Raw genomic sequence first — 25357 nt, 5'->3', positions numbered from 1 at the left:
GCCGGCCGGGCGGGTCCGTGCGGGACAAGCCATCGAGTACAGGCCGCATGGACCTCGTCGCGTATTCGTCCGGTCGCCTCGCCCCGGGCTCCCTCCGCCGCCGCCGCCGCAACCGGCGGCTCCTCGGCATCGCCGCGGTGCTCGGCGGCATCGGCGCCGCTGCCGGCCTGATGCCGCGCGAGGCGGCCCGGCCCCCGGTGGCGGGCCTCGCGGCGGATCCGGTCGCGCCGCTGCGCGAGGCGCGCATCTCCCCGGCCGAGCTCGGCTGGATGCTCGCGCCGGTGCCGACCCTCGGGGGCGACGCGGCGGGCTTCACCCGCGAGAGCCCGCCCGAGGCGAACCCGCTCGTCGCGGCTGCGACCCCGGTCCCCACGCCGCAGCGCCTCGCCGAGGCCGCGCCGGCCGTCCTCGTCGAGCGGGACGTCTCCCCGATCGCGGTCCTGCGCCCCGATGCCGACCCGCGCGAGGCCGCGCCGTCCGCGGCGGTGCAGCCCGCCACCACGCCGCTCTTCGCCGTTCCCCTGCCGGTGCCGCGCCCGCCCGAGCTGCGCCCCTCCGAGACACGGTCCGCGCCGACCGTGCTGGCCACCCGCGTGCCGCGGCGCGCCGCCCAGGCCATGGCCTCGACCCAGAGCGTGTTCAAGGCCGCGCTGCCGGAGGAGCCGTCGCTGTTCGACCGGATCTTCGGGGGAGGGGGGACGAGCGTCCCGACGCAGACCCTCGCCTACGCCGCCCCCGGCGGCCTCGATCCGAGCCCGCGCCCGCGCCTGAGCGCCAGCCCCGGCATCGCGGTCTACGACATCAGCGCCCGCACCGTGACCCTGCCGAGCGGCGAGTCGCTGGAGGCGCATTCCGGCCTCGGCCCGCACATGGACGACCCGCGCAACGTCCACCTGAAGATGCGCGGCGCCACGCCGCCCGGCACCTACGACCTCACCGAGCGCGAGGCGCTGTTCCACGGCGTCCGGGCGATCCGGCTCAACCCGGTCGGCGGCAGCGGCGCCATCCACAACCGGGTCGGGCTGCTCGCCCATACCTACATGCTCGGCCCGAGCGGCGCCTCGAACGGCTGCGTCTCGTTCCGCAACTACGACCGCTTCCTGCAGGCCTTCCTGCGCGGCGAGGTCCGCCGCCTCGTCGTGGTGCCGGGCAGCGGCGCGAGCGACCTGCCGCGGATCGGGCGGGGCGGGCCTTCGGATCGGGCGACACGGGGTTGAGAGAGAGCCGGGTCGATCAGCCCTCGACGAACGTGACACCCTCTGCGTCTTCCCGGGGCCCGATGCAGGCGAGAACCCGGGAAATCATAACCGCCGACGTTCTAGAATGAGGCGGGATCGTGCTCCGCTCAATCCTGCGGCCCTCGGCTGGTTATGGATCCCGGGTTCCGCTTCAGCGGCCCCGGGATGACCCGGAGGATGGCAGGACCCTGGGAGGAGGCGGAGGGTCAGCCCTCACTCCCCCGCCGCGTCCTCCGCCGCCCGGGCCCGCTCGCGGCGCTTCTCCATCGCGCGCACCGAGAAGATCGAGGCCTCGTAGAGGAGCAGCATCGGGATCGCCAGCGAGAGCTGGCTGATCACGTCGGGCGGGGTCAGCACCGCGGCGGCGACGAAGACCAGCACGATCGCGTAGCGCCGGCGATCCTTCAGGAACTTCGAGTCGATCAGCCCGATCTGGCCGAGCAGGGTCAGGATCACCGGCAGCTGGAACGCGATCCCGAAGGCGAAGATCAGCGTCATGATGAGCGAGAGGTACTCGTCCACCTTCGGCAGGAGCTCGATCGTGGCCTCGCCGGGCTGGCCGATCTGCTGCAGGCTGACCGAGAACTTGATCAGCAGCGGCATCGCCAGGAAGTAGACGACGAGGGCGCCGAGCAGGAAGAAGACCGGCGTGGCGACGAGGTAGGGCAGGAAGGCCCGGCGCTCGTTGCGGTAGAGGCCCGGCGCCACGAAGGCGTAGAGCTGGGTCGCCACGACCGGGAAGGACAGGAAGCCGGCGCCGAACACGCTGAGCTTGATGTTGGTGAACACCTGCTCGAGGAAGTGGGTCGCGATCAGCCGCGCCTTCTCGGCCCCCACCACGGTCACGTAGGGGTGGACCAGGATGTTGTAGATATGCTGCGCGAAGAAGAAGCAGACGAAGAACATCACCCCGAAGGCGAGCAGCGACTTGATCAGCCGCGAGCGCAGCTCGATCAGGTGCTCGATCAGGGGCGCGCGCGAGGCCTCGATCTCGGCTTCATCGGCCTCGGTCATCATGCGGTCGGGCTCGTGCTGGCGGTGGGGTGAGGCGAATCGGGCGCGGCGCGGGCCGCGTCGGCCTTGAGCTGCGCGGTCGCCGCGGCAAGCGCCGAGACCGACGGCTTCTCGGCCGCGGGCTCCGGAAGCGTGTAGGCGGGCGGGGCCGCTGGATCGACGGGGGCGGGGTCGATCGGCGCAGGATCGATCAGAGAATGCGGCTCCGGCAGCGCCGCGTACGGCTCGGAGACGAGGGAATCGGTCCCCGGCATCGCCGCCGTCGCGGGTTTCGGCACGCCGTCGACGGCGCCCTTGATCTCGTTGCGAATGGTCTGGACCGGGTTGAAGCCGGTCGACGTCGCGGACGAGACGCTGCGGTTGATGCCCTCGACCTCGCGGCGGACCTCGTCGAGTTCCGCCTCGCGCATCGCCTCGCTGAACTGGCTCTGGAACTCGCCGGCCATGCGCTTGAGCCGGGAGGTGACCTGGCCGACCGTGCGCAGGGCCTTGGGCAGGTCCTTGGGGCCGATGACGACGAGCGCGACGCCGCCGATCAGCATCACCTCGCCCCAACTCATATCGAACATGGCGTGACGGCCCTGCTACTCGCGCGGCGCGACTCTTGAGCGGGCGCCTCGCGCGGGCTGTCTAGCACGCCGGTGCGCCGGCGCCAGTCACCGCCGCGCAGGTTCCCGCCGGGACGCGCCCTTCGGGGCGCATGGACGGGGACAAGTGCCGGGATGACCTTGCAGGGAACGCGCAAGGCGCGGAGGCGGGCCGGCGGCCGCGCGCTCCTGCGCGAAAGAATGGTGACGGACGGCTCAGCCGACCTTGCGGTCGACGTTCGGCTCGGTGGTGGAGACCGGCGGCATCTGCGCGGTCGGGACGTGGGTCGGCTGAACCGGGGTCGGCTGCACGTGAACCGGCTGGACCGGGGTCGGCTGCACGACCGGCGGCGCCACCGGCACCGGCGGGACCTGCGCGTGGGGGACCTGCGCCGTCGTGGTCGGGGCCTGATCCTCGTCGGCCATGCCCTTCTTGAAGGCCTTGATGCCCTTGGCGACGTCGCCCATCAGGTCGGACACCTTGCCGCGCCCGAACAGCAGCATGATGATCACGCCGACGACGATCCAGTGCCAGATACTCGCGCCGCCCATGGTTCTCTCCCGCGCGGCGTTCACGTCGCCGCGGCACTCTCGCGGGGCGTCGTGCGACGCCCCAAACCTCTGTTCCCGCAGGCCCAACGGCGATCCGAGCGCCTGCGGTGCGGCCGGAACGTAAGGACGGCAGGAGGCGAAAACAAGCGTTTCCTCGGGGGCTGGCGGAATGCCCCACCCGGGAATTCAGTCTTCTGCGGCGTCGCCGGGGGCCAGCGGATCCTCGTCGCGCTCGGCCGTACCCGGCTGCGGCACCCGGAAGCCGGCCGGCAGCCGGCCCTCGATCAGGCCGAGGCCCTTCAACTCGTCGAGGCCGGGCAGGTCGGAGACGGCGTCGAGGCCGAAATGGTCGAGGAAGGCCGGGGTGGTGCCGTAGGTGACCGGCCGCCCCGGCGTGCGGCGGCGGCCGCGCAGGCGCACCCAGCCGGTCTCGAGCAGCAGGTCGAGGGAGCCCTTCGAGGTGCTGACGCCGCGGATCTCCTCGATCTCGGCCCGGGTCACCGGCTGGTGGTAGGCGACGATGGCGAGCGTCTCGAGGGCGGCCCGCGACAGCTTGCGCGTCTCCGGGACGCCGCCCCGCAGGGCGGGGGCGAGGTCGGGCGCCGTGCGGAAGGCGTAGCCGCCGGCCACCCGCGCGAGGGTGATGCCCCGGGGCGCGTAGGCGTCCGCGATCTCGGCGAGCACCGCCGGAACGTCGGTGCCGGGCGGCAGCCGGGCCGCGAGGTCGGCCTCGGAGAGGGGCGCGGGCGCGCAGAAGATCAGCGCCTCGGCGAGGCGGGCGGCCTCGGAGGGGGGAGGCGGGCCGGGGAAGCGGAGAGCCTTCGCCACGCGGCTCTAAGGTCCCGCGGCGCGGATCTGGATCGGCGCGAAGGGGCCGTCCTGGCGCAGCAGGATCTGGCCCTCGCGGGCGAGTTCCAGCACGGCGGAGAGCGAGGAGGCGCGCACGGTGGCGCGGCGCTTCGGGTCGGCGAGGTACTGGGCGAGGCAGGATTCGAGGTCGGTCCAGTCGTCCTGCGGGCCGATCAGCCGCTCCAGCGCGGCACGGGCATCGACCAGGGACCACACGCTGCGCGGCGGCAGCGTCACCTGCGCCCGCGCCTGCTCCTGACGCTGGCGGGCATAAGCCGCGATCAGGTCGTGCAGGGTGACGGCGAAGGAGCCCGGCGCGGCGGCGGGCTCCGGCGGGACGGCGCCGCGGCCGAAGACGTCGCGCCCGAGCTGGGCCCGCCCGGAGAGCATCGCGGCGGCGGCGCGGATCGCCTCGAGGCGGCGCAGGCGCAGGCTCAGGGCCTCGGCGAGGTCGCCGGCGGCGGGTTCGGGGCCGCGGGGCGCCGCCGGCAGCAGCAGGCGCGACTTCAGGTAGGCGAGCCAAGCCGCCATCACCAGGTAATCCGCCGCCAGTTCCAGCCGCAGGCGGCGCGCCTCGTCGATGAAGGCGAGGTACTGCTCGACCAGAGCCAGGATCGAGATCCGCGCGAGGTCGACCTTCTGGCGCCGGGCCAGTTCGAGCAGCAGGTCGAGGGGACCCTCGAAGCCGTCGACGTCGACCACGAAGGCCGCGCCGTCGGCGGCGTCCTCGGCCTCCGCGAACTCGTCGGCCAACGCGTCGGCAAACTCTTGCGCCACCTCAGGCCGCGGCGGCGAGCCCGGCATCGAGGCGGGCGCGGGCCTCGGCCGGGTCGAAGGCCGGGGCGGCGGGGGTCAGGCGGGCGAGCGCGGTGTCCGCCCGGCGCAGGGCCTCGCCGGCGAGGACGGGCGCGGCGGCCACCACCTCCTCCATCTCGGCCCGGACGCCGTTGCAGTGCAGGCCGACGTCGCAGCCGGCCCGGAAGGCGGCGGCGGTGCGATCCCGGAAGCTGCCGGAGAGGGCGTTCATCGACAGGTCGTCGGTCATCAGGAGGCCGTCGAACCCGATGCGGCCGCGCACGATCTCGCGGATCACCGTCGCCGAGGTGGTGGCGGGGTTCTCCGGGTCGAGGGCGCGGAACACCACGTGGGCCGACATCGCCATCGGCAGGTCGGCCATCGCCCGGAAGGGCCGGAAGTCGTGGGCGTCGAGAGTCTCCAGGCACGCCTCCACCACCGGCAGGGCGTGGTGGCTGTCGGCGCCGGCGCGGCCGTGACCGGGCATATGCTTCATCACCGGCAGCACACCGCCGGCCATCAGCCCCTCGGCCACCGCCCGCCCGAAGGCCGCGACCACCCCCGGGTCGGTGCCGTAGGCCCGGTCGCCGATGACGTCGTGGGCGCCCGGCACCGGCACGTCGAGGACCGGTGCGCAATCGACGTTGATGCCGACCTCGGCGAGGTCGTAGGCCATCAGGCGGGCGCCGAGATGGGCGAGCGTCGGCCCGGTCTCGGGACCGCCGGCACGGAAATAGGCCCGGCCGGACGGGTAGGCCGGCCAGTGCGGCCGCGTCATGCGCTGCACCCGGCCGCCCTCCTGGTCGATCAGGATCGGCGCGTCGGCCCGGCCGACGGTGTCGCGGAGCGCCGCCGTCAGGGCGCGGACCTGCTCCGGCGTCTCGACGTTGCGCTTGAACAGGATGAAGCCCCAGGGCCGCACCGCGCGGAAGAAGGCGGCCTCCTCGGGGCTCAAGGTCGGGCCGGCGCAACCGAGGATCAGGGCAAGGGTCATCGACGGCGGCTCTCGGCGGTTGAGAGGAAGGGAACGATCGCGCGGTCCCGCCCGGCGCCCATGACGGGCGCCGGTGATTCGGGAAACGCAAGCGCAAAGAGCGGAGAATTTAGGCGATTCGCCGGCCCCGGCTGTCGGCGATGCGCCACAGCCGGAGGGTTTTCCGACGCCCGGCCCGCGACCGGGGCGCCTCGGCCCGCGAGATCCGGCGGCTCAGTTCTCGATATCAGTTCTTGGCGACGAAGCAGGCGGCGCCTGCGGCCTTGAGCTTGCCGCACAGGCTGTCGGCGCTGTCCTTCGCCATCGGCCCGACGCGGACGCGGTAGATCGACTTGCCGTTGACCTCGGCCTGGCGGATCAGCGGCGACTGCCCGCCGAGCACGGCGCCGTAGCGCTCCTGGGCCTGGCGGAACGCCACCTCGGCCTCCTTCTCGGTGGCGCGCACCGAGAGCTGCACCGAGAAGCCGCCGACCGGCGCCTGGGGCGTCGGCACCGCCTGGGTGGTGGTCGGCGCCTCGGCGGAGGCGACGCGCTGCACCGGCTTCTGCCGCGGCTCGGCGACCGGGGTCTCGGCGGGCGCCTCGGCGACCGGGGTGCGGGACACGGGGGCGGTCGCGATGGTGCGCGGGCCGCGCGGGGTGATCGGCGCCGGGGTCGAACCCGTCGCCTCGCTCGGCAGGGTCATGGTCGGGATCGGCGAGGCCGCGGGGCCTTGCGCGGCCTGCGCCTGCGCGGCGGCCTGGGCCGCGCGCTGGGCCTCGGCCGGCGAGGGCTCGGGCCGGACCGAGACGGTGCGCACCCGGCGCGGCTCGCCGAGGGACTCGGTCAGGGCGTTGCCCGGGGCGGCGGGCGTCGCCGACGCGCCGGCCTCGGCGGCGAGCGAGCGGGCCGCCTGCTTGACGTCGAGGGGCTGCTCCTCGCGGTTGACGATGCGGATCTGCCCGTCCTTGGCCGGCGCGGTCGCGGTGCGCTCGTAGATCTGCTTGTTCTGGTCCGGGATCTCGACGCCGCCGGCATTCTGCGGCGCCACCTTGAGGGGCGTCTGGTCGGCCACCACCAGGATCGGCGCGCCGGAGCGGCTGTGGTGGAAAGCCTTCCAGGTCAGCGCCCCGCCGATCGAGGCGGCGACGATGCCGAGCGCGGTGCCGACGAGGGCGATGCGCCGGCGGCCCCGCGGCCGCGGCTCGGGATTCGTCTCCGGCTCGGGGGCGGCGGGCGCAGGCTCGGAATCGGTCTCGCGCTCGACCGCGGCGAGGTACTGGTTGAAGGCGGAAGCCGGGGTATGCGCCGGCATCGGCGCCCCGAGGGTCGGCTCGGAGCGGGTGGCGGACAGGCCGGATTCGGGCAGGGGCGCCTCGCCGTAGCTCGGCATCACCGGCTCGACGCGGCCGCGCGGCGGCTCGGCGGCGCGGGTCGCCTCCTTGGCCTCCTTGGCCTCGAGCAGGGCGCGGAACGGATCGTCCTGGCCGACGATGCGGGCGAGCTCGGCGAGGGGGTCGGGCCGGGCGCCCGGATGACCCTGGCGGGTGGGAGCCGGCTGCCGATCCTGCTCGTAGCCGTCGTAATCGACGGGAACCCGGGAAGCATTGGTCGTCATGGCAGCACCATCCTGTTCACCCTCGCGTCACCTCACCGCGCTCGGGCCCGGCTCGGCGGCACCGGCCGCCGCTCCCGATATGGGAAGGGCGGCCGTCAGATCCCATCGCTCGCGTCCCGTCGCGGCATCACCTTGCGGCATACCGCGACGTCCGGTCGCGCTCCGGTCCCCGGGGCGACGCCTCAGCGCATCTCGTCGGGCGCACCGACGCCGAGGATCCCGAGATTGGACGCGACCACGCCCTTGAGGGCAGCGACGAGGGCCAGCCTCGCCTCGGTGGACTTTCTGTCGGTTTGATTAACAAACCGTAATTGCGGCAAGTCTTTGCCCTTGTTCCAGAAACTATGGAACGCGCTGGCGAGCTCGTAGAGGTGGAAGGCGATCCGGTGCGGCTCGTGTGCGGCGGCGGCCGCCTCGATCACCCGCGGCACCTGGGCGATCAGGCGCATCATCTCGAGCTCGCCCGCATCGGTCAGGCCCGAGAGGTCGGCGCCCGCGAGGGCGGCCGGCGACAGGTCGAGGTCGGGAAACGCCTCGCGGGCCTGGCGGAACACCGAGGCCGCGCGGGCATGGGCGTACTGGACGTAGAAGACCGGGTTGTCCTTCGACTGCTCCACCACCTTGGCGAGGTCGAAATCGAGCGTCGCGTCGTTCTTGCGGTAGAGCATCATGAACCGCACGGGGTCGCGCCCGACCTCGTCGATCACCTCGCGCAGGGTGACGAACTCGCCCGCCCGCTTCGACATCTTCACCGGCTCGCCGCCGCGCAGGAGCCGCACCAGCTGGCACAGCTTGACGTCCAGCGCCGCCTTCCCGTCGGAGACCGCCTTCACCGCCGCCTGCATGCGCTTGACGTAGCCGCCATGGTCGGCGCCGAGCACGTCGATCAGCTCGACGGCGCCGCGCTCCACCTTCGCGCGGTGATAGGCGATGTCGGAGGCGAAGTAGGTGAAGCTGCCGTCGGATTTCAGGAGCGGCCGGTCGATGTCGTCGCCGAAGGCGGTGGCGCGGAACAGGGTCTGCTCGCGGTCCTCCCAATCCTCCGGCAGCTGGCCCTTCGGCGGCGGCAGCCGGCCCTCGTAGACGAGGCCCTTTTCACGCAGGTCGGCGATCAGCGCCGCGACGGCCCCGCCGTTGCCGCCGCCCTGGAGAGTGCGTTCGGAGAAGAACACGTCGTGGTGGATGCCGATGGCCGCCAGGTCCTCGCGGATGCGGTCCATCATCCGGTCGATGGAGAAGTCGCGCACCAGCGGCAGCCACTCGCTCTCCGGCTTGTCGCGGAGCGTGTCGCCGTACTGGTCCTTCAGCGCCGTGCCGACCGGCTTGAGGTAGTCGCCCGGATAGAGGCCCTCGGGAATCGCGACCGTCTCGCCCAACGCCTCGCGGTAGCGCAGGAAGGCTGAGCGGGCGAGCACGTCGACCTGCGCGCCGGCATCGTTGATGTAGTATTCGCGCGTCACGTCGCGGCCGGCGGCGACCAGGAGGTTGGCCAGCGCATCGCCGAACACCGCGCCGCGGCCGTGGCCGACATGCATCGGACCGGTCGGATTGGCCGAGACGTACTCGACGTTGACCCCGCCCGGCACGGGTGCGCCGCGACCGTAGGCCTCGCCCTCGCGCAGGACCGCCCGCACCACCTCGGCGTAGATCTCGGGGTTCAGCCGCAGGTTGATGAAGCCCGGCCCGGCGACCGCGGCCTCCGTCACGCGGGGATCCTGGCGCAGCTCGGCGGCGAGCGCCTCGGCGAGGGCCTTCGGATTGGTGCGCGCCTCCTTCGCCAGTACCAGGGCGGCGTTGGTGGCGAGGTCGCCGTGGCTCGGATCGCGCGGCGGCTCGACCACCACGCGGGCGCGGTCCAGCCCCTCCGGCAGGGTGCCGGCGCGGGTGAGCGTCTCGAGCGCCTCGCCGATGCGGGCCTCGAAGGCGGCGAAGATGTTCATGCGTTGACCAGTTCTGCAAAGTTCGGGCCGGAGGCGGGGGTGAGCCGCGCCCAGCGCGCCGGGCTCTTCTCACGCCGGGGCGGGCGGCTGCAAGCGGGGCGGTTCGGGCGAGCGGCGGCTCCTCCCTTGTCCCCGCCGGGCCGATGCTGCCAATCGTCCTGGCATCACCGGCTGAATTTGCCGACTCTCTGTACAAAAGGGTTCAGGCTGGCTGCAAATGACAGAAGACGTATAACGTTGCGCATTGGCGATCGGCGCCAAGCCAAAATACCAAGGCACACGCAGGCGCGGCAAAACACAAAAGTAAGCAATCAGTAAACGGTATTAATTTTTGTAAATGCAATGATTGGCATCGCGCCGCTGGGATCGCAGCAAGATTTCTGACATCTCCGACTTGATGCGAAAGCAGGGCCTGATATTGTTATCGCAGGCGACACCCTTCCAGTCGCGAAAGCCCCGTGGCGAGCGGGGCTTGTGGCGGAGATTGCCGACCGCCACCGAAACCCGCGAGGGCTGAGCAGGTATGGCTGGAAGGGAGGTGAGCGGCGTGATCGGATTTCCGATGATCACCGTCATCGTTGCCAAAAACCCGACCGGATGGTCTCTGACCATCACGATCGGGCTCTGGTGACGAGCTAGCAAGTCGCCTAACGAGGGTCGCGGCTGCCACCGCGGCCATCACTTCGCGAATGTAGGGCCAGGGCCCCGATCGATCAACGATTTTGCACGGTTACCGTGCAGGAAACGGATAGCGGGCGCAGCCGCATCCTGTCCGCGAAGCGGGCCGCGATGGAGCAGCGGACAGCCCGACCTGCATGACGGCTGCGAGCCGCTTGCCGGAGAGCGCCAAACGACCGCGGCTCTCGCGTGCCGGCACCATGAGTGTCGGCAAAGCCGACTTGTGCGCAACTGGTGCGGCCGTCTCTGCGCGGGCAGGGGAAAGGGTGCATCTCGACACCACGTTGAACGTCACGACCGGATTTCGAGGTCGGCTCGAGGCGCGAGAGCGAGGCAGGCTCCTCCCTTGTCGCCGCCGGGCCGATGCTGCAAAGCGTCCTGGCGTCATCGCCGGACCCTCCGGCGCCTTGAGAAGAACGATTCGGACTGCGCCATGCACGACATCCGGGCCATCCGCGACAACCCGGCCGCCTTCGACAAGAGCCTGACGAGCCGCGGGCTGGAGCCGCTCGCCTCGGCGCTGATCGGCCTCGACGACGAGCGCAAGTCGGCGATCTCGGCGGCGCAAGCGGCCCAGGAGAAGCGCAACGCCCTGTCGAAGGAGATCGGCGCGGCCAAGAAGGCCAAGGACGAGGCGCGGGCCCAAGCGCTGATGGCCGAGGTCGCGCGGCTGAAGGAGGAGGCGCCGGCCCTCGACGCCGCCGCCGACACTGCCGGCAAGGCGCTCGCCGAGCGCCTGGCGGCGATCCCGAACATTCCGGGTCCGGACGTGCCGGAGGGCCGCGACGAGCACGACAACGTCGAGAAGAGCCGCTTCGAGGGTCGCGGGCTCTCCCAGGAAGGCCGCCAGCATTTCGAGCTCGGCGAGGCCATGGGCCTGATGGACTTCGAGACCGCCTCGAAGCTCTCCGGCTCGCGCTTCGTGGTGCTGAAGGGCCAGATCGCCCGGCTGGAGCGGGCGCTCGGCCAGTTCATGCTCGACCTGCACACGGCTGAGCACGGCTATACCGAGGTGGTGCCGCCGCTGCTCGTGCGCGACGAGGCGATGTTCGGTACGGCGCAGCTGCCGAAGTTCCGCGACGACCAGTTCGCGGCGGTCCAGGGCTCGCCCGAGACTGCGCAGGAGAGCGGCGCGCCGAACCGCTGGCTGATCCCGACGGCGGAAGTCCCGCTCACCAACCTCGTGCGCGAATCGATCCTCGCCGAGGACGAGCTGCCGCTCCGCTTCACCGCCCTCACGCCCTGCTTCAGGGCCGAGGCCGGGGCGGCGGGGCGCGACACCCGCGGCATGCTGCGCCAGCACCAGTTCAGCAAGGTCGAGCTCGTCTCGGTCACCGCGCCGGAGCGCTCGACCGAGGAGCACGAGCGGATGCTGGCCTGCGCGGAAGCCGTGCTCAAGCGCCTTGACATCCCGTTCCGGGTCGTCACGCTCTGCACCGGCGACATGGGCTTCGCCTCGGCCAAGACCTACGACATCGAGGCCTGGCTGCCGGGGCAGAAGACCTATCGCGAGATCTCGTCCTGCTCGGTCTGCGGCGACTTCCAGGCCCGCCGGATGGAGGCGCGCTACCGCCCGCGGGAGGGCAAGGGCGTCGCCTATGTCCACACCCTCAACGGCTCGGGCGTCGCGGTCGGCCGCGCGCTGATCGCCGTGATGGAGAACTACCAGAACCCCGACGGCAGCGTCACGATCCCGTCGGCCCTCGCGCCCTACATGGGCGGGCTCAACCGCATCGAAGGACACCGGTGATGCGCATTCTCGTCACCAACGACGACGGCATCCACGCGCCGGGCCTGCGCTGCCTGGAGGAGATCGCCGGGCAACTCTCCGACGACGTCTGGGTCGTCGCCCCCGAGACCGACCAGAGCGGCGTGTCGCACTCGCTGTCGCTCAACGATCCCCTGCGCCTGCGCCAGGCCGGCGAGAAGCGCTTCGCGGTGAAGGGCACGCCCTCCGACTGCATCATCATGGGCATCCGCCACATCCTGAAGGAGCACGGGCCCGACCTCGTGCTCTCGGGCGTCAACCGCGGCCAGAACGTCGCCGAGGACGTGACCTATTCGGGCACCATCGCGGGCGCCATGGAGGCGACGATCCTCGGCGTGAAGGCGGTGGCGCTGAGCCAGGCCTACGGCGCCGGCGGGCGCGCCAACGTGAAGTGGCACACGGCGGCGAAGCACGGGGCGTCGGTGGTGCGGCGCATCCTGGAGGCTGGAATCGAGCCGGGCATCCTGGTCAACGTCAACTTTCCGGATTGCGAGCCCGACGACGTCCAGGGCATCGCGGTGGCGGCGCAAGGGGTGCGCAACCAGGCCCTGCTGTCGATCGACGAGCGGGTCGACGGGCGCGGCAACCCGTATTTCTGGCTCGCCTTCGCCAAGGCGCGGTTCGAGCCGGGCCACGGCACCGACCTGAAGGCGATCGCCGACGGGAAGATCTCGGTGACCCCCTTGCGTCTCGACCTCACCGACGAGCCGACGCTGACGCGCTTCGCCCAGGCCCTGGCGTGAGCGAGGAAGAGGCGCCGGACGGGTCCGGCCGGGAGGATTCCGAGGCGGCGTCCGGCGCGGTCGAGACCGCGGCCTTCGTGCTGGGCCTGCGCGCCCGCGGGGTGCGCGACGCCGCGGTGCTCGGCGCGATGGAGCGGGTGCCGCGGGAGGCCTTCGCGCCGCTCGCCTTCCGCGATCTCGCCCGCCGCGATCTCGCCCTGCCGCTGCCCTGCGGCCAGACCATGACGGCGCCGAGCGTCATCGCCACGATGCTGGCGGCGCTCAACCCGCAAGGCGCGCGGGTGCTCGAAGTCGGCACCGGCTCGGGCTACGCCACGGCCCTGCTGCTGCGTCTCGGCGCCGCCGAGGTGGTCAGCCTGGAGCGCTACGCGACGCTGGCCCGCAACGCCCGCTCGCGCCTCGACGCGCTCGGCTTCGGCGCCGCGATGGTCGGGCTCGCCGACGGCTGCGCACCGCCCGAGGAGGCCGGCAGCTTCGACCGTATCCTCGTCAACGGCCGGCTCGCCGACCTGCCCCAGGCCCTCATCGCGCGCCTGAACCCGGGCGGGCGCCTCGTCGGTGCGCTCGGCACGCCGGCCGGGCCCCGTCTGGTGGCCATCGCGCAGGAGGCGGACGGCCCGTGGCGGCAGGTGCGCGAGACGCCGCTCCGCATCGGCCCGCTGACGCCCGGCCTCGCGGCCAGCCTCTGACCGGGCCGCCGCTCCACCCCGCCTAGGCCGGAATCCAGCCTTCAGCGTGAAGGCAAACAACCGCCCCGCAACGGAAGCTTAACCTGAATCCGCTTTGAATCCGCATCATACGGTTGCGTGGATGTACGGGTGCGTCGATGCCGGAACGCGGGACAGGCAAGGGGATGCGGGCGCTGTCGCGCTTCGCCCTCATCGGGCTGATCGGGGGTGCTTCGGCGGCCTGCAGCACCGATGCGGTGCGGCTCGACCCGTTCTCGAACCCGTTCTCATCGAGTGCGAGCGGGGATCCGGGGGCCACCGGCAGCCTGCCCGAGGGCGGGGCGGTGGCGCCGGCGGTGCGCTCGACGCCGATCCAGTCGCGGCCGCTCTCGGCCCCGCTGGCCGCCGCGCCGCTCTCGAACCGTCAGGTCTCGACCCCGGTGCAGACGCCGCGCGTCGCCGCGGCGGCCCCGGTCACCGGCGGTCCGGCCGGCTGGTCGGCCGCCGGCGGCACCACCATCACGGTCGGCGCCAACGACAGCCTGAACCAGATGTCGACCCGCTTCGGCGTGCCCTCGGCGGCGATCCTCCAGGCCAACGGCCTGTCGAGCGCCTCGCAGGTCACCGCCGGCCGCCAGATCGTGATCCCGGTCTACCATGCCGGCGGCGCCCCCGCGATGAGCGCCCGGACGGTCCCGGCGGCGCCCGCGCCGCGGGTGCCAGTCGCCGAGACGCGCCCGGCCGAGCCGGTGCGCCGGGTCGCCGAGGTCGCGCCCCGCCCCGAGCCCGTGCGCCGCGACCCGGAGGTCGCGCGCCGCGAGCAGGAGGCCACGCGTCGTGAGCAGGAGGCCGCGCGCCGCGAGGCGGACGCCGCACGCCGCGAGCAGGAGGCCGCACGCCGCGAGCAACAGGCGGAATCGGCCCGGAAGGCCCATACCCGCCCCGGCCAGGCCGAGGCGAAGCCGGTAGCACCCGCCGCCGCCGAGCGCGCCGCCAAGCTGAACCATCGCAAGCCCGAGCCGCGCGATGAGGACGGCGAGAAGGTCGTGGCTAAGCCGCAGCGGCCCGAGCCGAAGGTTGCCGTCAAGCCCGAACCGAAACCCGTCGCCAAGGTGGCCGCGCGCCAGCAGGACGACGACGGGGACGAGACCGTCGCGGCCAAGCCGCAGAAGGCCGAGCACAGGAAGCCCGAGCCGAAGGCCGTCGAGAAGGCGAAGCCCGAGCCTAAGAAGGTCGCCGAGGCGGTCAAGCCCGAGCCACGGAAGATCGAGATCAAGGCCGAGGCCAAGCCGGAGGTCAAGAAGCCGGAGCCGAAGGTCGCCGAGGCGCCGAAGCCCGAGGTCAAGAAGGTCGCCGAGGTGAAGCCCGCGCCGAAGCCCGAGCCGGTCAAGCCGGTGAAGGTCGCGGCCCTGCCCGAGAAGGCGCCCGAGCCGGCCCCGGCTCCGGCCGTCGCCCCGGCGGCGCCCGCGCCCGATCCGCAATCGAGCTTCCGCTGGCCAGCCCGCGGCCGGGTGATCTCGGGCTACGGCTCGAGCGGCAACGAGGGCATCAACATCGCGGTGCCCGAGGGTACCCCGGTGAAGGCCGCCGAGGAGGGCACCGTGGCCTATGCCGGCAGCGACGTGAAGGGCTACGGCAAGCTGGTCCTGGTGCGCCATTCCAACGGCTACGTCTCGGCCTACGCCCATAACGGCGAGATCGACGTGCGGCCGGGCGAGAAGGTGAAGCGCGGCCAGACCATCGCCAAGTCCGGCGCATCGGGCAACGTCACCTCGCCGCAGCTCCACTTCGAGATCCGGAAGGGCGCCACCCCGGTCGATCCGGTCCCGCACCTGGCGAGTAACTGAACTTGGCGAGCAACTGAACTTGCCGAGCAACTGAGTTCGAACCGATCGAGAAGGGGAGGCGGGGCGTGCGAGCGTCCCGCCTTCTCGCGTTCAGGGAGCGGCCGGCGCAGGCCGGTCCGCGGCGAGACATCGCCGCTGCGCCAGTCCCACCCGGACCGCGGCCCGCGCCGCCCGCGTCCCGGGCAAGGCCATCGTCTCCCCGGCGAGGATGCGGGCCTTGAGCGCGACCAGCGCCGGATCGCCCCAGCGCGCCAGCCAGTCCTGGAACGCGGCGTGGCGCTCGCGGTCGTAGCCGCCCTCCGTCAGCGGATGGGGCGGGTGCAGGTGGATCACCGGGGCGAAGCCCGCCGGGATCGGGGCGGTGGCGGCGTGCAGCCGGCCCTGGCGCAGGAGCTTGTCGAACCATTGCGCCCGCGGTCCCGGATGCGCGTCGGGCAGGGCGACCTCGATGCGGGCGCGGTGCGATGCCGCCACCAGCGTCGCCCCGAGCGCCGGCAGGCGCTCCCAGAGGGCGGCGTCGGCCGGGCGGCCGCAGGCCGCGCGCAAGACGGGGATGGCGGCACCGCGCACCCGGGCGAGGAGCCGGACCTGGCGCGAGGGCAGCCCGAGGCAGAACAGCACGCGATCGCGATCCTCGGGCCGCGCCGCATCCTCGTCGGGGCCGCACTCGCTCACGAAGGGGGCGGGGCAGGGCGGCAAGTCGGGAAGCGGCCGGCACAGCGCGAGGGCCTGGCTCCAGGATTCGCCGCCGAGCGCCGTCTCGTAGGCCACCGGCACGAGGGTGCCGGCCCCCTCCAGGATCAGGGCGCCGCGGGGCGTGACGAGGCCGGGGCGCCCGTCGCGCGGGGGCTCCGCCGCCTCGCCGGGATCGCGCCGGAAGGTGGCGCCCGCCCCGTAGCCGCCGAGGCTCCAGGTCACCGCCGGATCGGCGAGCGCCCGGGCCAGGACCGCCCGCAGGGCGGCGGGATCCGACGAAGGCCGGACCGACAAAGGGTCTTCCCCGCCTTGAGCGCAGCGCAGCAAACCGCTACCTCTTCGAGGGCAGGGGGCGCCTGCCCGGGTCGAGAATCGCAGATCGTGTCGGAAACCTCGCCGTTGATCCCCGATCCGGACCCGTCGGCGACCCGCAAGCGGGTCAGCGTCCGCGGCCGCCTGCGGAACTACTTCTTCACCGGCGTCATCGTCGCCGGCCCCCTGGCGATCACGATCTACATCACCTGGTGGTGCATCAGCCTGATCGACGGCTGGGTCAAGCCGCTGGTGCCCTCGGCCTACCTGCCGGACCATTACCTGCCGTTCAGCGTGCCGGGCCTCGGCCTCGTCATCGCCTTCGTGGCGTTGACCACCCTCGGCGCGCTCACCGCCAACCTCGTCGGCCGTTCGGTGGTGGAGTTCGGCGAGGTGCTGCTCGCCCGCACCCCGGTCATCTCCGGGCTGTATCGCGGCCTGCGGCAGGTGTTCGAGACGCTTTTTTCCACCAGCGGGACCTCGTTCCGCACCGTCGGCCTCGTCGAGTTCCCGGTGAAGGGCACGTGGTCGATCGTGTTCCTGTCGGCCCCGGCCGGACCCGACGTGCAGACGGCGCTCGGATCCGGGCACGACCATGTCGGCGTGTTCCTGCCCTGCGCCCCGAACCCGACCACCGGCTTCTTCTTCTACCTGCCCCGCGCCGAGGTGATCGAGTTGTCGATCAGCGTCGACGACGCCGCCAAGCTGGTGATGTCGGCCGGCGTGATCCAGCCCGAGGACCCGCAGACCCGCCTGCAGGCCATGGCGGCGGGCCTGCGGGCCGCGCAGGTCGGGCCCACCCCGACCGGTCCGGCGACGATGCCGGCGCGGGACCGCCTGGACGCCTGAACCCCCACGTCCGGGACACACCCTGCAATCCGCCGGATACGACGACGGTGCCGACATGATGCATTTCGGCAACATCCAGGCCGGTTCGCGACGGCCAAGCTTCTTCGAACGATTGCAAGGCGCGGGCGCTAACGCAGCACGGCCAAGCGCTTCGCCGCCGGATCACGACTTCATCTTATAACAGATAAAAACAAGAACTGTTTGTTTCCGATAGTCACGCCGTTGCGCAGGGAGTGTGCGGCTGCCAAGGCGGCAAGGTCTCGCGAGAACAGGGCGCCCCTCGCGAGGCCGCAGCTCTATCTCTCGGACGATCCGCCATGACGAAGCCGGCCGCGCCTGCCCGCGCCACCCTGTTGCTTGCCACCACGATGCTGGCGCCTGTCGCCGCCCTCGCGCAGCAGCCCGCCCCGCCCGAGGGCGAGGTCGCCCTCGAGACGATCGACGTCGCCGGAGCGAGGAATGCCGGGCGCGGCGACACGGTCGGCTACCTCACCCGGCGCACCGCATCGGCGACCCGCACCGACACGCCCCTGATCGACACGCCGCAATCGGTCACCGTGGTGACGCGCGAGCAGATCCGCGACCAGGGCTTCCAGAGCCTGACGGAGGCGATCCGCTACGTGCCCGGCGTGATCCCCCACCAGGGCGAGGGCAATCGCGACGACGTGGTGATCCGCGGCCAGCGCTCCAACGCCGATTTCTACGTCAACGGCATCCGCGACGACGTGCAGTATTTTCGCGATCTCTACAACATCGAGCGGATCGAGGTGCTGAAAGGTCCGAACGCGATGATCTTCGGTCGCGGCGGCGGCGGTGGGGTCATCAACCGGGTGCTGAAGGAGGCCGACGGCGTGCCGGTCCGCGAGATCGTCGCGCAAGGCGGCGCCTTCGACAACAAGCGCCTCTCTCTCGACATCGGCGACCGGTTCTCGGACAGCGCGTTCTTCCGCCTCAACGGCGTCGTCGAGGATACCGGCACCTACCGCGACTTCGGCCATATCCGCCGCTACGGCATCAATCCGACCGGGACGCTGGTGCTCGGGCCCGACACCACGCTCAAGCTCTCCTACGAGTATTTTCACGACGACCGCGTCACCGACCGCGGCATCCCCTCGCAGTTCGGCCGACCCTACCGCTACCGCGACAACACCCGGACCTTCTTCGGCAACCCGGACCTCAGCTACGCCCGGGTCGACGCGAACATCGCCACCGCGACCCTCGACCACCGCTTCGAATCCGGCGTGCAGATGCACAGTCAGTTGCGCTTCGCCGACTACGACAAGTTCTACCAGAACGTCTTTCCCGGCAGCGCCGTCAACGCCGCCGGCACCAGCATGAGCCTGAGCGCCTACAACAACGCTACGCCGCGCACGAACTACTTCAGCCAGAACGACTTCACTTACAAGTTCGCCACCGGCCCGCTCGGCCATACCCTGCTCGGCGGGTTCGAGCTCGGCTACCAGACCGGCCTCGCCTTCCGGCAGGACGGCTTCTTCTCGACCACGGGCCCGACCGCGCTGGTGGTGAACCCGCTCTCGCCGGTCTCGCGGGTGCCGGTGAATTTCCGCTACAACGGCGGCAACAACAGCCGCTACGACCTCGGCCTCGCCGCGGCCTACGTGCAGGACCAGATCGAGATCTCGCCGCACCTGCAGCTGATCGCCGGCCTGCGCTACGACCATTTCGACTTCGCCGCGACCGACCGTGGCACGCAGATCACCACCGCGCGGGTCGACGACCTCGTTTCGCCGCGGGCCGGCTTCGTGGTCAAGCCGTGGGAGACCCTCTCGTTCTACGGCAGCTACAGCGTCTCCTACCTGCCCTCGGCCGGCGACCAGTTCTCCTCCCTGACCCCGGGCCTGTCGATCGCGGTGCCGGAGCGGTTCGAGAACCGCGAGGTCGGCGCGAAGTGGGACGTCTCGCCGGTGCTCCAGCTCACGGCAGCGCTCTACGACCTCGACCGCTATAACCAGCGCTTCGCCGACCCGAACCGGCCCGGCTACTTCCTCACCACCGGGCAGACCAACACCAAGGGCGCCGAGATCGGCGCCAACGGCTTCGTCACCGAAAGGTGGCAGATCGCCGGCGGCTACGCCTTTACCGACGCCCGCATCGTCAGCAACTTCAGCTCCGGCTCGACCGCGATCCGGGCCGGCAACACGGTGGCCCTCGTACCGTTCAATGCCATCACCCTGTGGAACAAGTTCGCGATCACGCCGGACTTCGCGGTCGGTATCGGCGTCATCAACCAGACCCACACCTTCGCGTCGTCCGACAACACCGTGCGCCTGCCGAGCGTCACCCGCTTCGACCTCGGCCTGTTCTACCAGGTGACCGAGGGGGTGCGGGCGCAGGTCAACATCGAGAACCTGTTCGACCGGCGCTACATCGCGACGGCGGATGCCAACAACAACATCACGCCCGGTGCCTCGCGAACGGTGCGGGTGCAGGTGATCGCGCGGTTCTGAGGGCGGGCGTCCGCCTCGTCCGCCTGCGACCGGCCGGGCAGGGACGACCATGCCGCGGCGTTCGTCGCGCGGTCCTGTCCCCCTGCCCGCGCGATTGATGCTATGGGGGCGTCCCACCCGGCAGCGGCCCGGCCCTTCCGGCCGGCCTCTGCCCCCTCGTCCTCGATCGTGGATCGCCCCACCCGGGTTCGGCGCCGTCGGCGGCCTTCCGTCCGCCACGCGCGGATGTCGCACCGGGTCGAGATCCATCGCGCGACCGACCAGCAGACAGGATTGCCGACCCACCGTGACAGACAGCACGACGAACCCTGCGGCCCCGAGCCGGACCGAGACCGAGGCGTCCCGGATCGACGTCGCGGCGCTCGCGCGCGAGGTCGCCCGCCACTGCGCGGCCTATCGGGACCCCGTTCCGCGGCTCGCCCTCCGCCAGGTGGCCAACACCCTCCTGCCGTACCTCGCCGTCTGCGCACTCATGCTCTGGGCGGCGGCGCAGGGCCATGAACTCTGGGTTCTTCCGCTCGCCGTCCCGGCCGGCGGTCTGCTAGTCCGGCTGTTCATCATCCAGCACGATTGCGGACACGGCTCGTTCCTGCCCTCGCGCACCGCCAACGACGCGCTCGGCCGGCTCTTGAGCCTCCTGACCGTGACCCCCTACGACAGCTGGAAGCGGGCGCATGCCCTCCACCACGCCTCCACCGGCGATCTCAGCCGCCGCGGCACGGGCGATATCCACACGCTGACCGTGCGCGAATACCTCGCCCTGTCGCGCTGGCAGCGGCTGCGCTACCGGCTCTACCGCAACCCGTTCATCCTGATCGTCCTCGGTTCGCCGCTCAACTTCCTGGTGCTGCACCGGTTTCCCTTCGGCAGCGGCCTGCCCTGGCGGACCGCGTGGCGGGACGTGCTGGCTCTCGACCTCGCGCTCGCCGCGATGGTGGCGGTTCTCGCCGTCGCGAGCGGCGGGATCGGGCCGGTGCTCTGGGTGCTACTGCCGGTCGTCAGCGTCGCCGCCTGGATCGGCGGCTGGCTGTTCTACGTCCAGCACCAGTACGAGGAGACCGTCTGGGAGGGGCCGGAGGCCTGGGACTTCCACCGCGCGGCGCTCGGCGGCAGCTCGTACTACGTCCTGCCGGCGGTGCTGCAGTGGTTCACCGGCAATGTCGGCCTGCACCACATCCACCACGTGAACAGCCGCATCCCGAACTACCGCCTCCAGGAATGCCTGGACGGCCACGCGACGCTCGGCGAGGTCGGCCGGCTGACTTTGCGCGACAGCCTGCGCTGCCTCGGGCTTGCCCTCTGGGACGAGGATGCCCGCAAGCTGATCGGGTTCTCGGGCCTGCGGACACTGCAGGCCGCCTGACGCAGGCATTGCCCGCGATCCGCCAAAAGGGGACGGCCGCGGGGCCGTCCCCTTTTTTCGTCACGCCGCCTTCTTCTTCGTGATCAGCTTCACCAGATCCCGCAGGATCGCGGTGGTCTCCTTCAGCCGCTCGGCCACCGTCGCGAGGTCGCGGATGAATACCACGCTCATGTCCGGCCGCACCTTGGCGAAGGAGCGCTGGTCGGCGATGTAGCCGGCGAGCTTGGCCGGGTTGGCGAAGGCACGGTCGCGGAAGTGCATGACGATGCCCTTCGGGCCTGCCTCGACCTTCTCGACGTTGGTCTCGCGGCACAGGATCTTGATCGTCACGATCTTCAGGAGCTGCTCGACCTCCGGCGGCATCGGGCCGAAGCGGTCGATCAGCTCGGCGCCGAAGCTCTCCAGTTCTCCGTCGCTCTCCAGCGTCGCGAGGCGGCGGTAGAGGCCGAGGCGCACCGAGAGATCGGAGACGTATTCCTCCGGCATCGTGACGGGGGCGCCGAGCGCGATGGTCGGCGACCATTGCTCGTCGGTCGGGAGCGCGTTGCCGGACTTGAGCGCCGCGACCGCGCTCTCCAGCATCTGCTGGTAGAGCTCGTAGCCGACCTCCTTGACGTGGCCGGATTGCTCGTCGCCGAGCAGGTTGCCGGCGCCGCGGATGTCGAGGTCGTGGCTGGCGAGCTGGAAGCCAGCCCCCAGCGTGTCGAGGGATTGCAGCACCGAGAGGCGGCGCTCCGCCTGCACCGTCAGGGTCTTGCCCTCCGGGGTCGTGAACAGGGCGTAGGCCCGGGCCTTGGAGCGGCCGACGCGGCCGCGCAGCTGGTAGAGCTGGGCGAGGCCGAACATGTCGGCGCGGTGGACGATCAGCGTGTTGGCGGTCGGGATGTCGAGGCCCGATTCGACGATCGTGGTGGCGAGCAGGATGTCGTACTGGCCCTCGTAGAAGGCCGTCATCACGTCCTCGAGCTGGCCCGCCGCCATCTGGCCATGGGCCACCGCCACCTTGGCCTCGGGCACCTCGCGGTCGAGGAAGCGCTTGACCTCCTCCAGGTGCTCGATGCGCGGCACGACGTAGAAGGCTTGTCCACCCCGGTAGCGCTCGCGCAGCAGCGCCTCGCGGATCGAGAGCGGGTCGAACGGCATCACGAAGGTGCGCACCGCGAGCCGATCCACCGGTGGCGTCGCGATGATCGAGAGCTCGCGCACCCCGGTCATGGCGAGCTGGAGCGTGCGCGGGATCGGCGTCGCCGAGAGCGTCAGCACGTGGACTTCCGCCTTCAGCGCCTTCAGCCGCTCCTTGTGGGCGACGCCGAAATGCTGCTCCTCGTCGACGATGATGAGGCCGAGATCCTTGAAGGCGATGGTCTTCGCGAGCAGCGCGTGGGTGCCGACCACGATGTCGATCGAGCCGTCGGCCAAGCCCTCGCGGACCTTCTTCAAATCGGCGTTGCCGACGAAGCGCGAGGCCTGGGCGACATTGACCGGCAGGCCCTTGAACCGGGCCTCGAAGGTGCGGGCGTGCTGGCGCGCGAGAAGCGTGGTCGGCACCACGACCGCCACCTGCTTGCCGGACAGGGCGGTGACGAAGGCGGCGCGGAGCGCCACCTCGGTCTTGCCGAAGCCGACATCGCCGCAGACCAGACGGTCCATCGGCCGGCCGGAGGTGAGATCGCCGAGGGTGGCGGCGATCGCCGCCTCCTGGTCCTCGGTTTCCTCGTAGGGGAAGCGGGCGGCGAACTCGCCGTAGGTGCCTTCCGGCGGCGCCATCTTCGGCGCCGACTTCAGGAAGCGCTCGGCCGCGACCTTGATGAGGGCGCCGGCCATCTCCATGATCCGGCGCTTCAGCTTGGCCTTGCGCGCCTGCCAGGCCCCGCCGCCGAGCTTGTCGAGGGCGACCTCGGCATCCTCCGAGCCGTAGCGGGTCAGGAGCTCGATATTCTCGACCGGCAGCAGCAGCAGGCCGCCGCTGTACTGGATCTCCAGGCAGTCGTGGGGTGCGCCCGCCGCCGTCACGGTCTTGAGGCCGACGAAGCGGCCGATGCCGTGATCGGCGTGGACCACAAGGTCGCCCGGCGCCAGCGCCTGCACCTCCAGGATCACGTCCTGGGGGCGCTTGGCCTTGCGCTTCGGCCGGACCAGCCGGTCGCCGAGGATGTCGCCCTCGGCCACCACGGCGAGCTGGCCGGCGGAGAAGCCCGCCTCCAGGCCCCAGACCGCGACGCCGATATCCTGGCCGCGCTTCATCGCCAGGATGTCGGAGAGCCGCGTGATGGTCTTCGGCTTCGGCAGGCCGTGCTCGGTCAGCACGCCGCAGAGCCGGTCGCGCGACCCCTCCGACCACGCCGCCAGGACGACGTGGTGACCCGCGCCCTGCAGGTCGCGGACGTGAGTCACCGCCGCGTCGAAGACGTTGACGCCCTCCTGGGCCCGCTCCGGCGCGAAGCTGCGGCCGGGTACGCCCTCGCCATCGATCAGCCGGCGGCCGGTCACCTCCGGCACGTCGAAGGGGGCGAGGCGGGCGACCGTGGCCCCGTCGATGCGCTTCGCCCACTCGTTCGGCGAGAGGTAGAGCGCGTCGGGCTTGAGCGGCTTGTAGGGCGCGGTGCCGCTCTGGCGCTCCCTCAAGGCCTCGCAGCGGGCGTCGTAATATTCCTGGACCTGGGACAGGCGCTCGGCCACCGCGTCGTCGACCTGATGGTCGAGGATCAGCGGCACGCCGGCGACGTAGTCGAACAGCGTGTCGAGGTGGTCGTAGAACAGCGGCATCCAGTGCTCGAGGCCGGCATAGCGCCGCCCCTCGCTGATCGTCTCGTAGAGCCGGTCGTCGCGGGTCGCGGCGCCGAAGGTCGTGACGTAGCCCTGGCGGAAGCGCCGGATCGTCTCGGTGGTGAGCTGCACCTCGCTCATCGGCACGAGGTCGAGGGAGCGCAGTTGCCCGATGGTGCGCTGGGTCTCGGGATCGAAGGCGCGGATCGACTCGAGGGTGTCGCCGAAGAAGTCGAGGCGGACCGGGTTCGGCAGCCCGGGCGGCGACAGGTCGATGATGCCGCCGCGCACGGCGTACTCGCCGGTGTCGCGCACGGTGCCGGTGCGCAGGAAGCCGTTCGCTTCGAGCCAGGCGACGATCTGGTCGGTGTCGAGGGCGTTGCCCGGCGCGGCGGAGAAGGTCTCGACAGCGATGCGCGACTTCGGCGGCACCCTTTGCACCAGGGCGTTGACCGTGGTGGTGAGGATGCGCGGCTTCTCGGCCGAGGAGCGCGTGCGGGCGAGCCGCGAGAGCGCCGTCATGCGCTGCGCGGCGATGGCCGGATTCGGCGAGATCCGGTCGTAGGGCTGGCAGTCCCAGGCCGGGACGCTCATCACCTCGATCTCGGGGGCGACGAAGGCGAGCGCGCTGGCGAAGGCCGCCGAACGGGTGCCGTCGCGGGCGACGTGGACCAGCACCGCCGGCCCCTCCGACACCTGCGACAGGGCGCGGGCGAGATCGGCCACCACCAGGGCGTCGAACCCGTCCGGCACGCGCGCCAGCGTCGCGCTGTCGCCGGCCTTCAGCGCCTCCGCGGCCTTGGTCAGCGCCGCGGATTTCGGCAGGGCGAAGCGGGCGGCCGGAGGCTTTTTCACAGCGGCGGGTGGGGCGGGGGGCTTGGGAGCAGGCTTGGCCATCGGGTCTTGTTGTTCAAGTCTTCAGCGGGGCCTGCTCGCGCAGGGGATTTAGTTTCGCGTGTCGCGCAGCGCCTCAGGACAAGGCGCGGACTTGAACCCTCCCCCCTCTGCGAGGAGGGTGCCACACGGAGTGGGGCGGGAGAGGGGACCCCGCTTCCGGAGAGGCCGCGACCGTCATGAAGGGCGCCACCTGGATCAGCGTCGCGCTGCCCCTCTCCCGCCCCGCATCCGCGGGGCACCCTCCCCCGCAGAGGGGGGAGGGTTGGGCGTGGCGCCTCACAGATCCACAGGCGCCCCATGCTGATGGAACGCCTTCATCCGGCGATAGACCGGCGTGTCGTAGTTCGACGGCGCCTCGACCTCGTCGGTGATCCAGCGGAACAGGTCGCGGTCCGGCACCTCGATCAGGAGCTCGAAATCGTCGAGCTCCTCCTCCGTGAGCGTGCCGATCTCGGCATCGGCGAAGCGGCCCATGATCAGGTCCATCTCCCGGGTGCCCCGGTGCCAGGAGCGATACAGGGTGCGGCGGCGGCGCGGATCGAGGTCGGCGCTGGTGCGGGTGGTGCCGGTCATCGCGAGACAATTCCTCGGGCTGGTCCGGTGCGGCTTTACCGTCCGGGGCGCGGGTGCGAAACCCTTCGCCCCGATATGGGGCGTGAGGCGCATCGTGCGACCCTGTCGGATGCCGCATCGTGCGACCCTGTCGGATGCCGCATCGTGCGACCCTGTCGGATGC

20 protein-coding genes are annotated in these 25357 nt (G+C 71.6%); 8 read left to right on the top strand and 12 right to left on the bottom strand.

Annotated features, from left to right (window positions below):
* The first annotated feature begins 47 nt into the window (after nucleotides 1-47).
* Nucleotides 48-1217: a tlde1 domain-containing protein gene (locus BM430_RS35250; RefSeq protein WP_244539461.1), complete on the top strand. Its 1170-nt coding sequence runs from the start codon at nucleotides 48-50 to the stop codon at nucleotides 1215-1217.
* A 234-nt stretch (nucleotides 1218-1451) separates the two neighbouring features.
* Here BM430_RS35250 and tatC read toward each other — a convergent pair whose 3' ends face one another.
* The 9 genes from tatC to BM430_RS33935 form a co-directional block, all read right to left on the bottom strand.
* On the bottom strand, nucleotides 1452-2255 hold the full coding sequence (tatC, locus tag BM430_RS12355; protein WP_093567556.1) for a twin-arginine translocase subunit TatC: 804 nt from the start codon (nucleotides 2253-2255) through the stop codon (nucleotides 1452-1454).
* Nucleotides 2252-2821, bottom strand: a complete 570-nt coding sequence (gene tatB, locus BM430_RS12350) for a Sec-independent protein translocase protein TatB (protein ID WP_093567555.1) — start codon at nucleotides 2819-2821, stop codon at nucleotides 2252-2254. The genes tatC and tatB overlap by 4 nt, the downstream gene beginning before the upstream one ends.
* 234 nt (nucleotides 2822-3055) lie before the next feature.
* Nucleotides 3056-3391, bottom strand: coding sequence for a twin-arginine translocase TatA/TatE family subunit (locus BM430_RS35245; RefSeq protein ID WP_244539460.1), 336 nt, complete (start codon nucleotides 3389-3391; stop codon nucleotides 3056-3058).
* A gap of 186 nt (nucleotides 3392-3577) precedes the next feature.
* Nucleotides 3578-4219 carry an SMC-Scp complex subunit ScpB gene (gene scpB / locus BM430_RS12340; protein ID WP_093567554.1) on the bottom strand — a complete coding sequence of 214 codons (642 nt, stop codon included), beginning with the start codon at nucleotides 4217-4219 and terminating at the stop codon, nucleotides 3578-3580.
* Nucleotides 4220-4225: 6 nt separating this feature from the next.
* Nucleotides 4226-4993, bottom strand: coding sequence for a segregation and condensation protein A (locus tag BM430_RS12335; protein ID WP_244539459.1), 768 nt, complete (start codon nucleotides 4991-4993; stop codon nucleotides 4226-4228).
* A 25-nt stretch (nucleotides 4994-5018) separates the two neighbouring features.
* Complete coding sequence (gene nagZ / locus BM430_RS12330) at nucleotides 5019-6029, bottom strand: beta-N-acetylhexosaminidase (RefSeq protein ID WP_093567553.1); 1011 nt, start codon at nucleotides 6027-6029, stop codon at nucleotides 5019-5021.
* A gap of 226 nt (nucleotides 6030-6255) precedes the next feature.
* Complete coding sequence (locus BM430_RS12325) at nucleotides 6256-7626, bottom strand: SPOR domain-containing protein (protein ID WP_093567552.1); 1371 nt, start codon at nucleotides 7624-7626, stop codon at nucleotides 6256-6258.
* A 182-nt stretch (nucleotides 7627-7808) separates the two neighbouring features.
* Nucleotides 7809-9566 (bottom strand): arginine--tRNA ligase, encoded by a 1758-nt coding sequence (gene argS, locus BM430_RS12320; protein ID WP_093567551.1) that lies wholly within the window; start codon nucleotides 9564-9566, stop codon nucleotides 7809-7811.
* A 324-nt stretch (nucleotides 9567-9890) separates the two neighbouring features.
* Nucleotides 9891-10181, bottom strand: a complete 291-nt coding sequence (locus BM430_RS33935) for a hypothetical protein (protein ID WP_143132015.1) — start codon at nucleotides 10179-10181, stop codon at nucleotides 9891-9893.
* Nucleotides 10182-10677: 496 nt separating this feature from the next.
* Between BM430_RS33935 and serS the strand changes: the two genes are divergently transcribed.
* The 4 genes from serS (at nucleotide 10678) to BM430_RS12300 (ending at nucleotide 15270) form a co-directional block, all read left to right on the top strand.
* Nucleotides 10678-11994, top strand: a complete 1317-nt coding sequence (serS, locus tag BM430_RS12315) for a serine--tRNA ligase (RefSeq protein ID WP_093567550.1) — start codon at nucleotides 10678-10680, stop codon at nucleotides 11992-11994.
* Complete coding sequence (surE, locus tag BM430_RS12310) at nucleotides 11994-12755, top strand: 5'/3'-nucleotidase SurE (protein ID WP_093567549.1); 762 nt, start codon at nucleotides 11994-11996, stop codon at nucleotides 12753-12755. The genes serS and surE overlap by 1 nt, the downstream gene beginning before the upstream one ends.
* Nucleotides 12752-13444, top strand: a complete 693-nt coding sequence (locus tag BM430_RS12305; protein WP_093567548.1) for a protein-L-isoaspartate O-methyltransferase family protein — start codon at nucleotides 12752-12754, stop codon at nucleotides 13442-13444. The genes surE and BM430_RS12305 overlap by 4 nt, the downstream gene beginning before the upstream one ends.
* A gap of 164 nt (nucleotides 13445-13608) precedes the next feature.
* Nucleotides 13609-15270 carry a peptidoglycan DD-metalloendopeptidase family protein gene (locus BM430_RS12300; protein ID WP_244539458.1) on the top strand — a complete coding sequence of 554 codons (1662 nt, stop codon included), beginning with the start codon at nucleotides 13609-13611 and terminating at the stop codon, nucleotides 15268-15270.
* A 90-nt stretch (nucleotides 15271-15360) separates the two neighbouring features.
* Here the strand turns inward: BM430_RS12300 and BM430_RS12295 are convergent, their stop codons facing one another.
* The gene (locus BM430_RS12295) at nucleotides 15361-16260 is read right to left on the bottom strand and encodes a DUF6925 family protein (protein WP_093567546.1); all 900 of its coding nucleotides are present in this window, start codon (nucleotides 16258-16260) and stop codon (nucleotides 15361-15363) included.
* A 105-nt stretch (nucleotides 16261-16365) separates the two neighbouring features.
* Here BM430_RS12295 and BM430_RS12290 point away from each other — a divergent pair, with 105 nt between their 5' ends.
* The 3 genes from BM430_RS12290 to BM430_RS12280 all read left to right on the top strand — a co-directional run bounded on the left by BM430_RS12290 (nucleotide 16366) and on the right by BM430_RS12280 (nucleotide 20958).
* On the top strand, nucleotides 16366-17127 hold the full coding sequence (locus BM430_RS12290) for a DUF502 domain-containing protein (protein WP_244539457.1): 762 nt from the start codon (nucleotides 16366-16368) through the stop codon (nucleotides 17125-17127).
* 368 nt (nucleotides 17128-17495) lie between these two features.
* Nucleotides 17496-19595, top strand: a complete 2100-nt coding sequence (locus BM430_RS12285) for a TonB-dependent receptor (protein ID WP_244539472.1) — start codon at nucleotides 17496-17498, stop codon at nucleotides 19593-19595.
* A 286-nt stretch (nucleotides 19596-19881) separates the two neighbouring features.
* The gene (locus BM430_RS12280; protein WP_093567543.1) at nucleotides 19882-20958 is read left to right on the top strand and encodes a fatty acid desaturase; all 1077 of its coding nucleotides are present in this window, start codon (nucleotides 19882-19884) and stop codon (nucleotides 20956-20958) included.
* Nucleotides 20959-21018: 60 nt separating this feature from the next.
* On the opposite strand, the gene mfd is transcribed toward BM430_RS12280, so the two are convergent.
* Together mfd and BM430_RS12270 are read right to left on the bottom strand one after the other, a co-directional pair.
* Entirely contained in the window at nucleotides 21019-24621 is a 3603-nt protein-coding gene (gene mfd / locus BM430_RS12275) for a transcription-repair coupling factor (protein ID WP_093567542.1), read from the bottom strand.
* 276 nt (nucleotides 24622-24897) lie between these two features.
* Nucleotides 24898-25194, bottom strand: a complete 297-nt coding sequence (locus tag BM430_RS12270; RefSeq protein ID WP_093567541.1) for an FAD assembly factor SdhE — start codon at nucleotides 25192-25194, stop codon at nucleotides 24898-24900.
* Between the last annotated feature and the right edge of the window lie 163 nt (nucleotides 25195-25357).

It is taken from the genome of Methylobacterium sp. 174MFSha1.1 (assembly GCF_900116815.1).
GTDB lineage: Bacteria > Pseudomonadota > Alphaproteobacteria > Rhizobiales > Beijerinckiaceae > Methylobacterium.
This window is presented reverse-complemented; position numbering and strand designations above follow the sequence as displayed.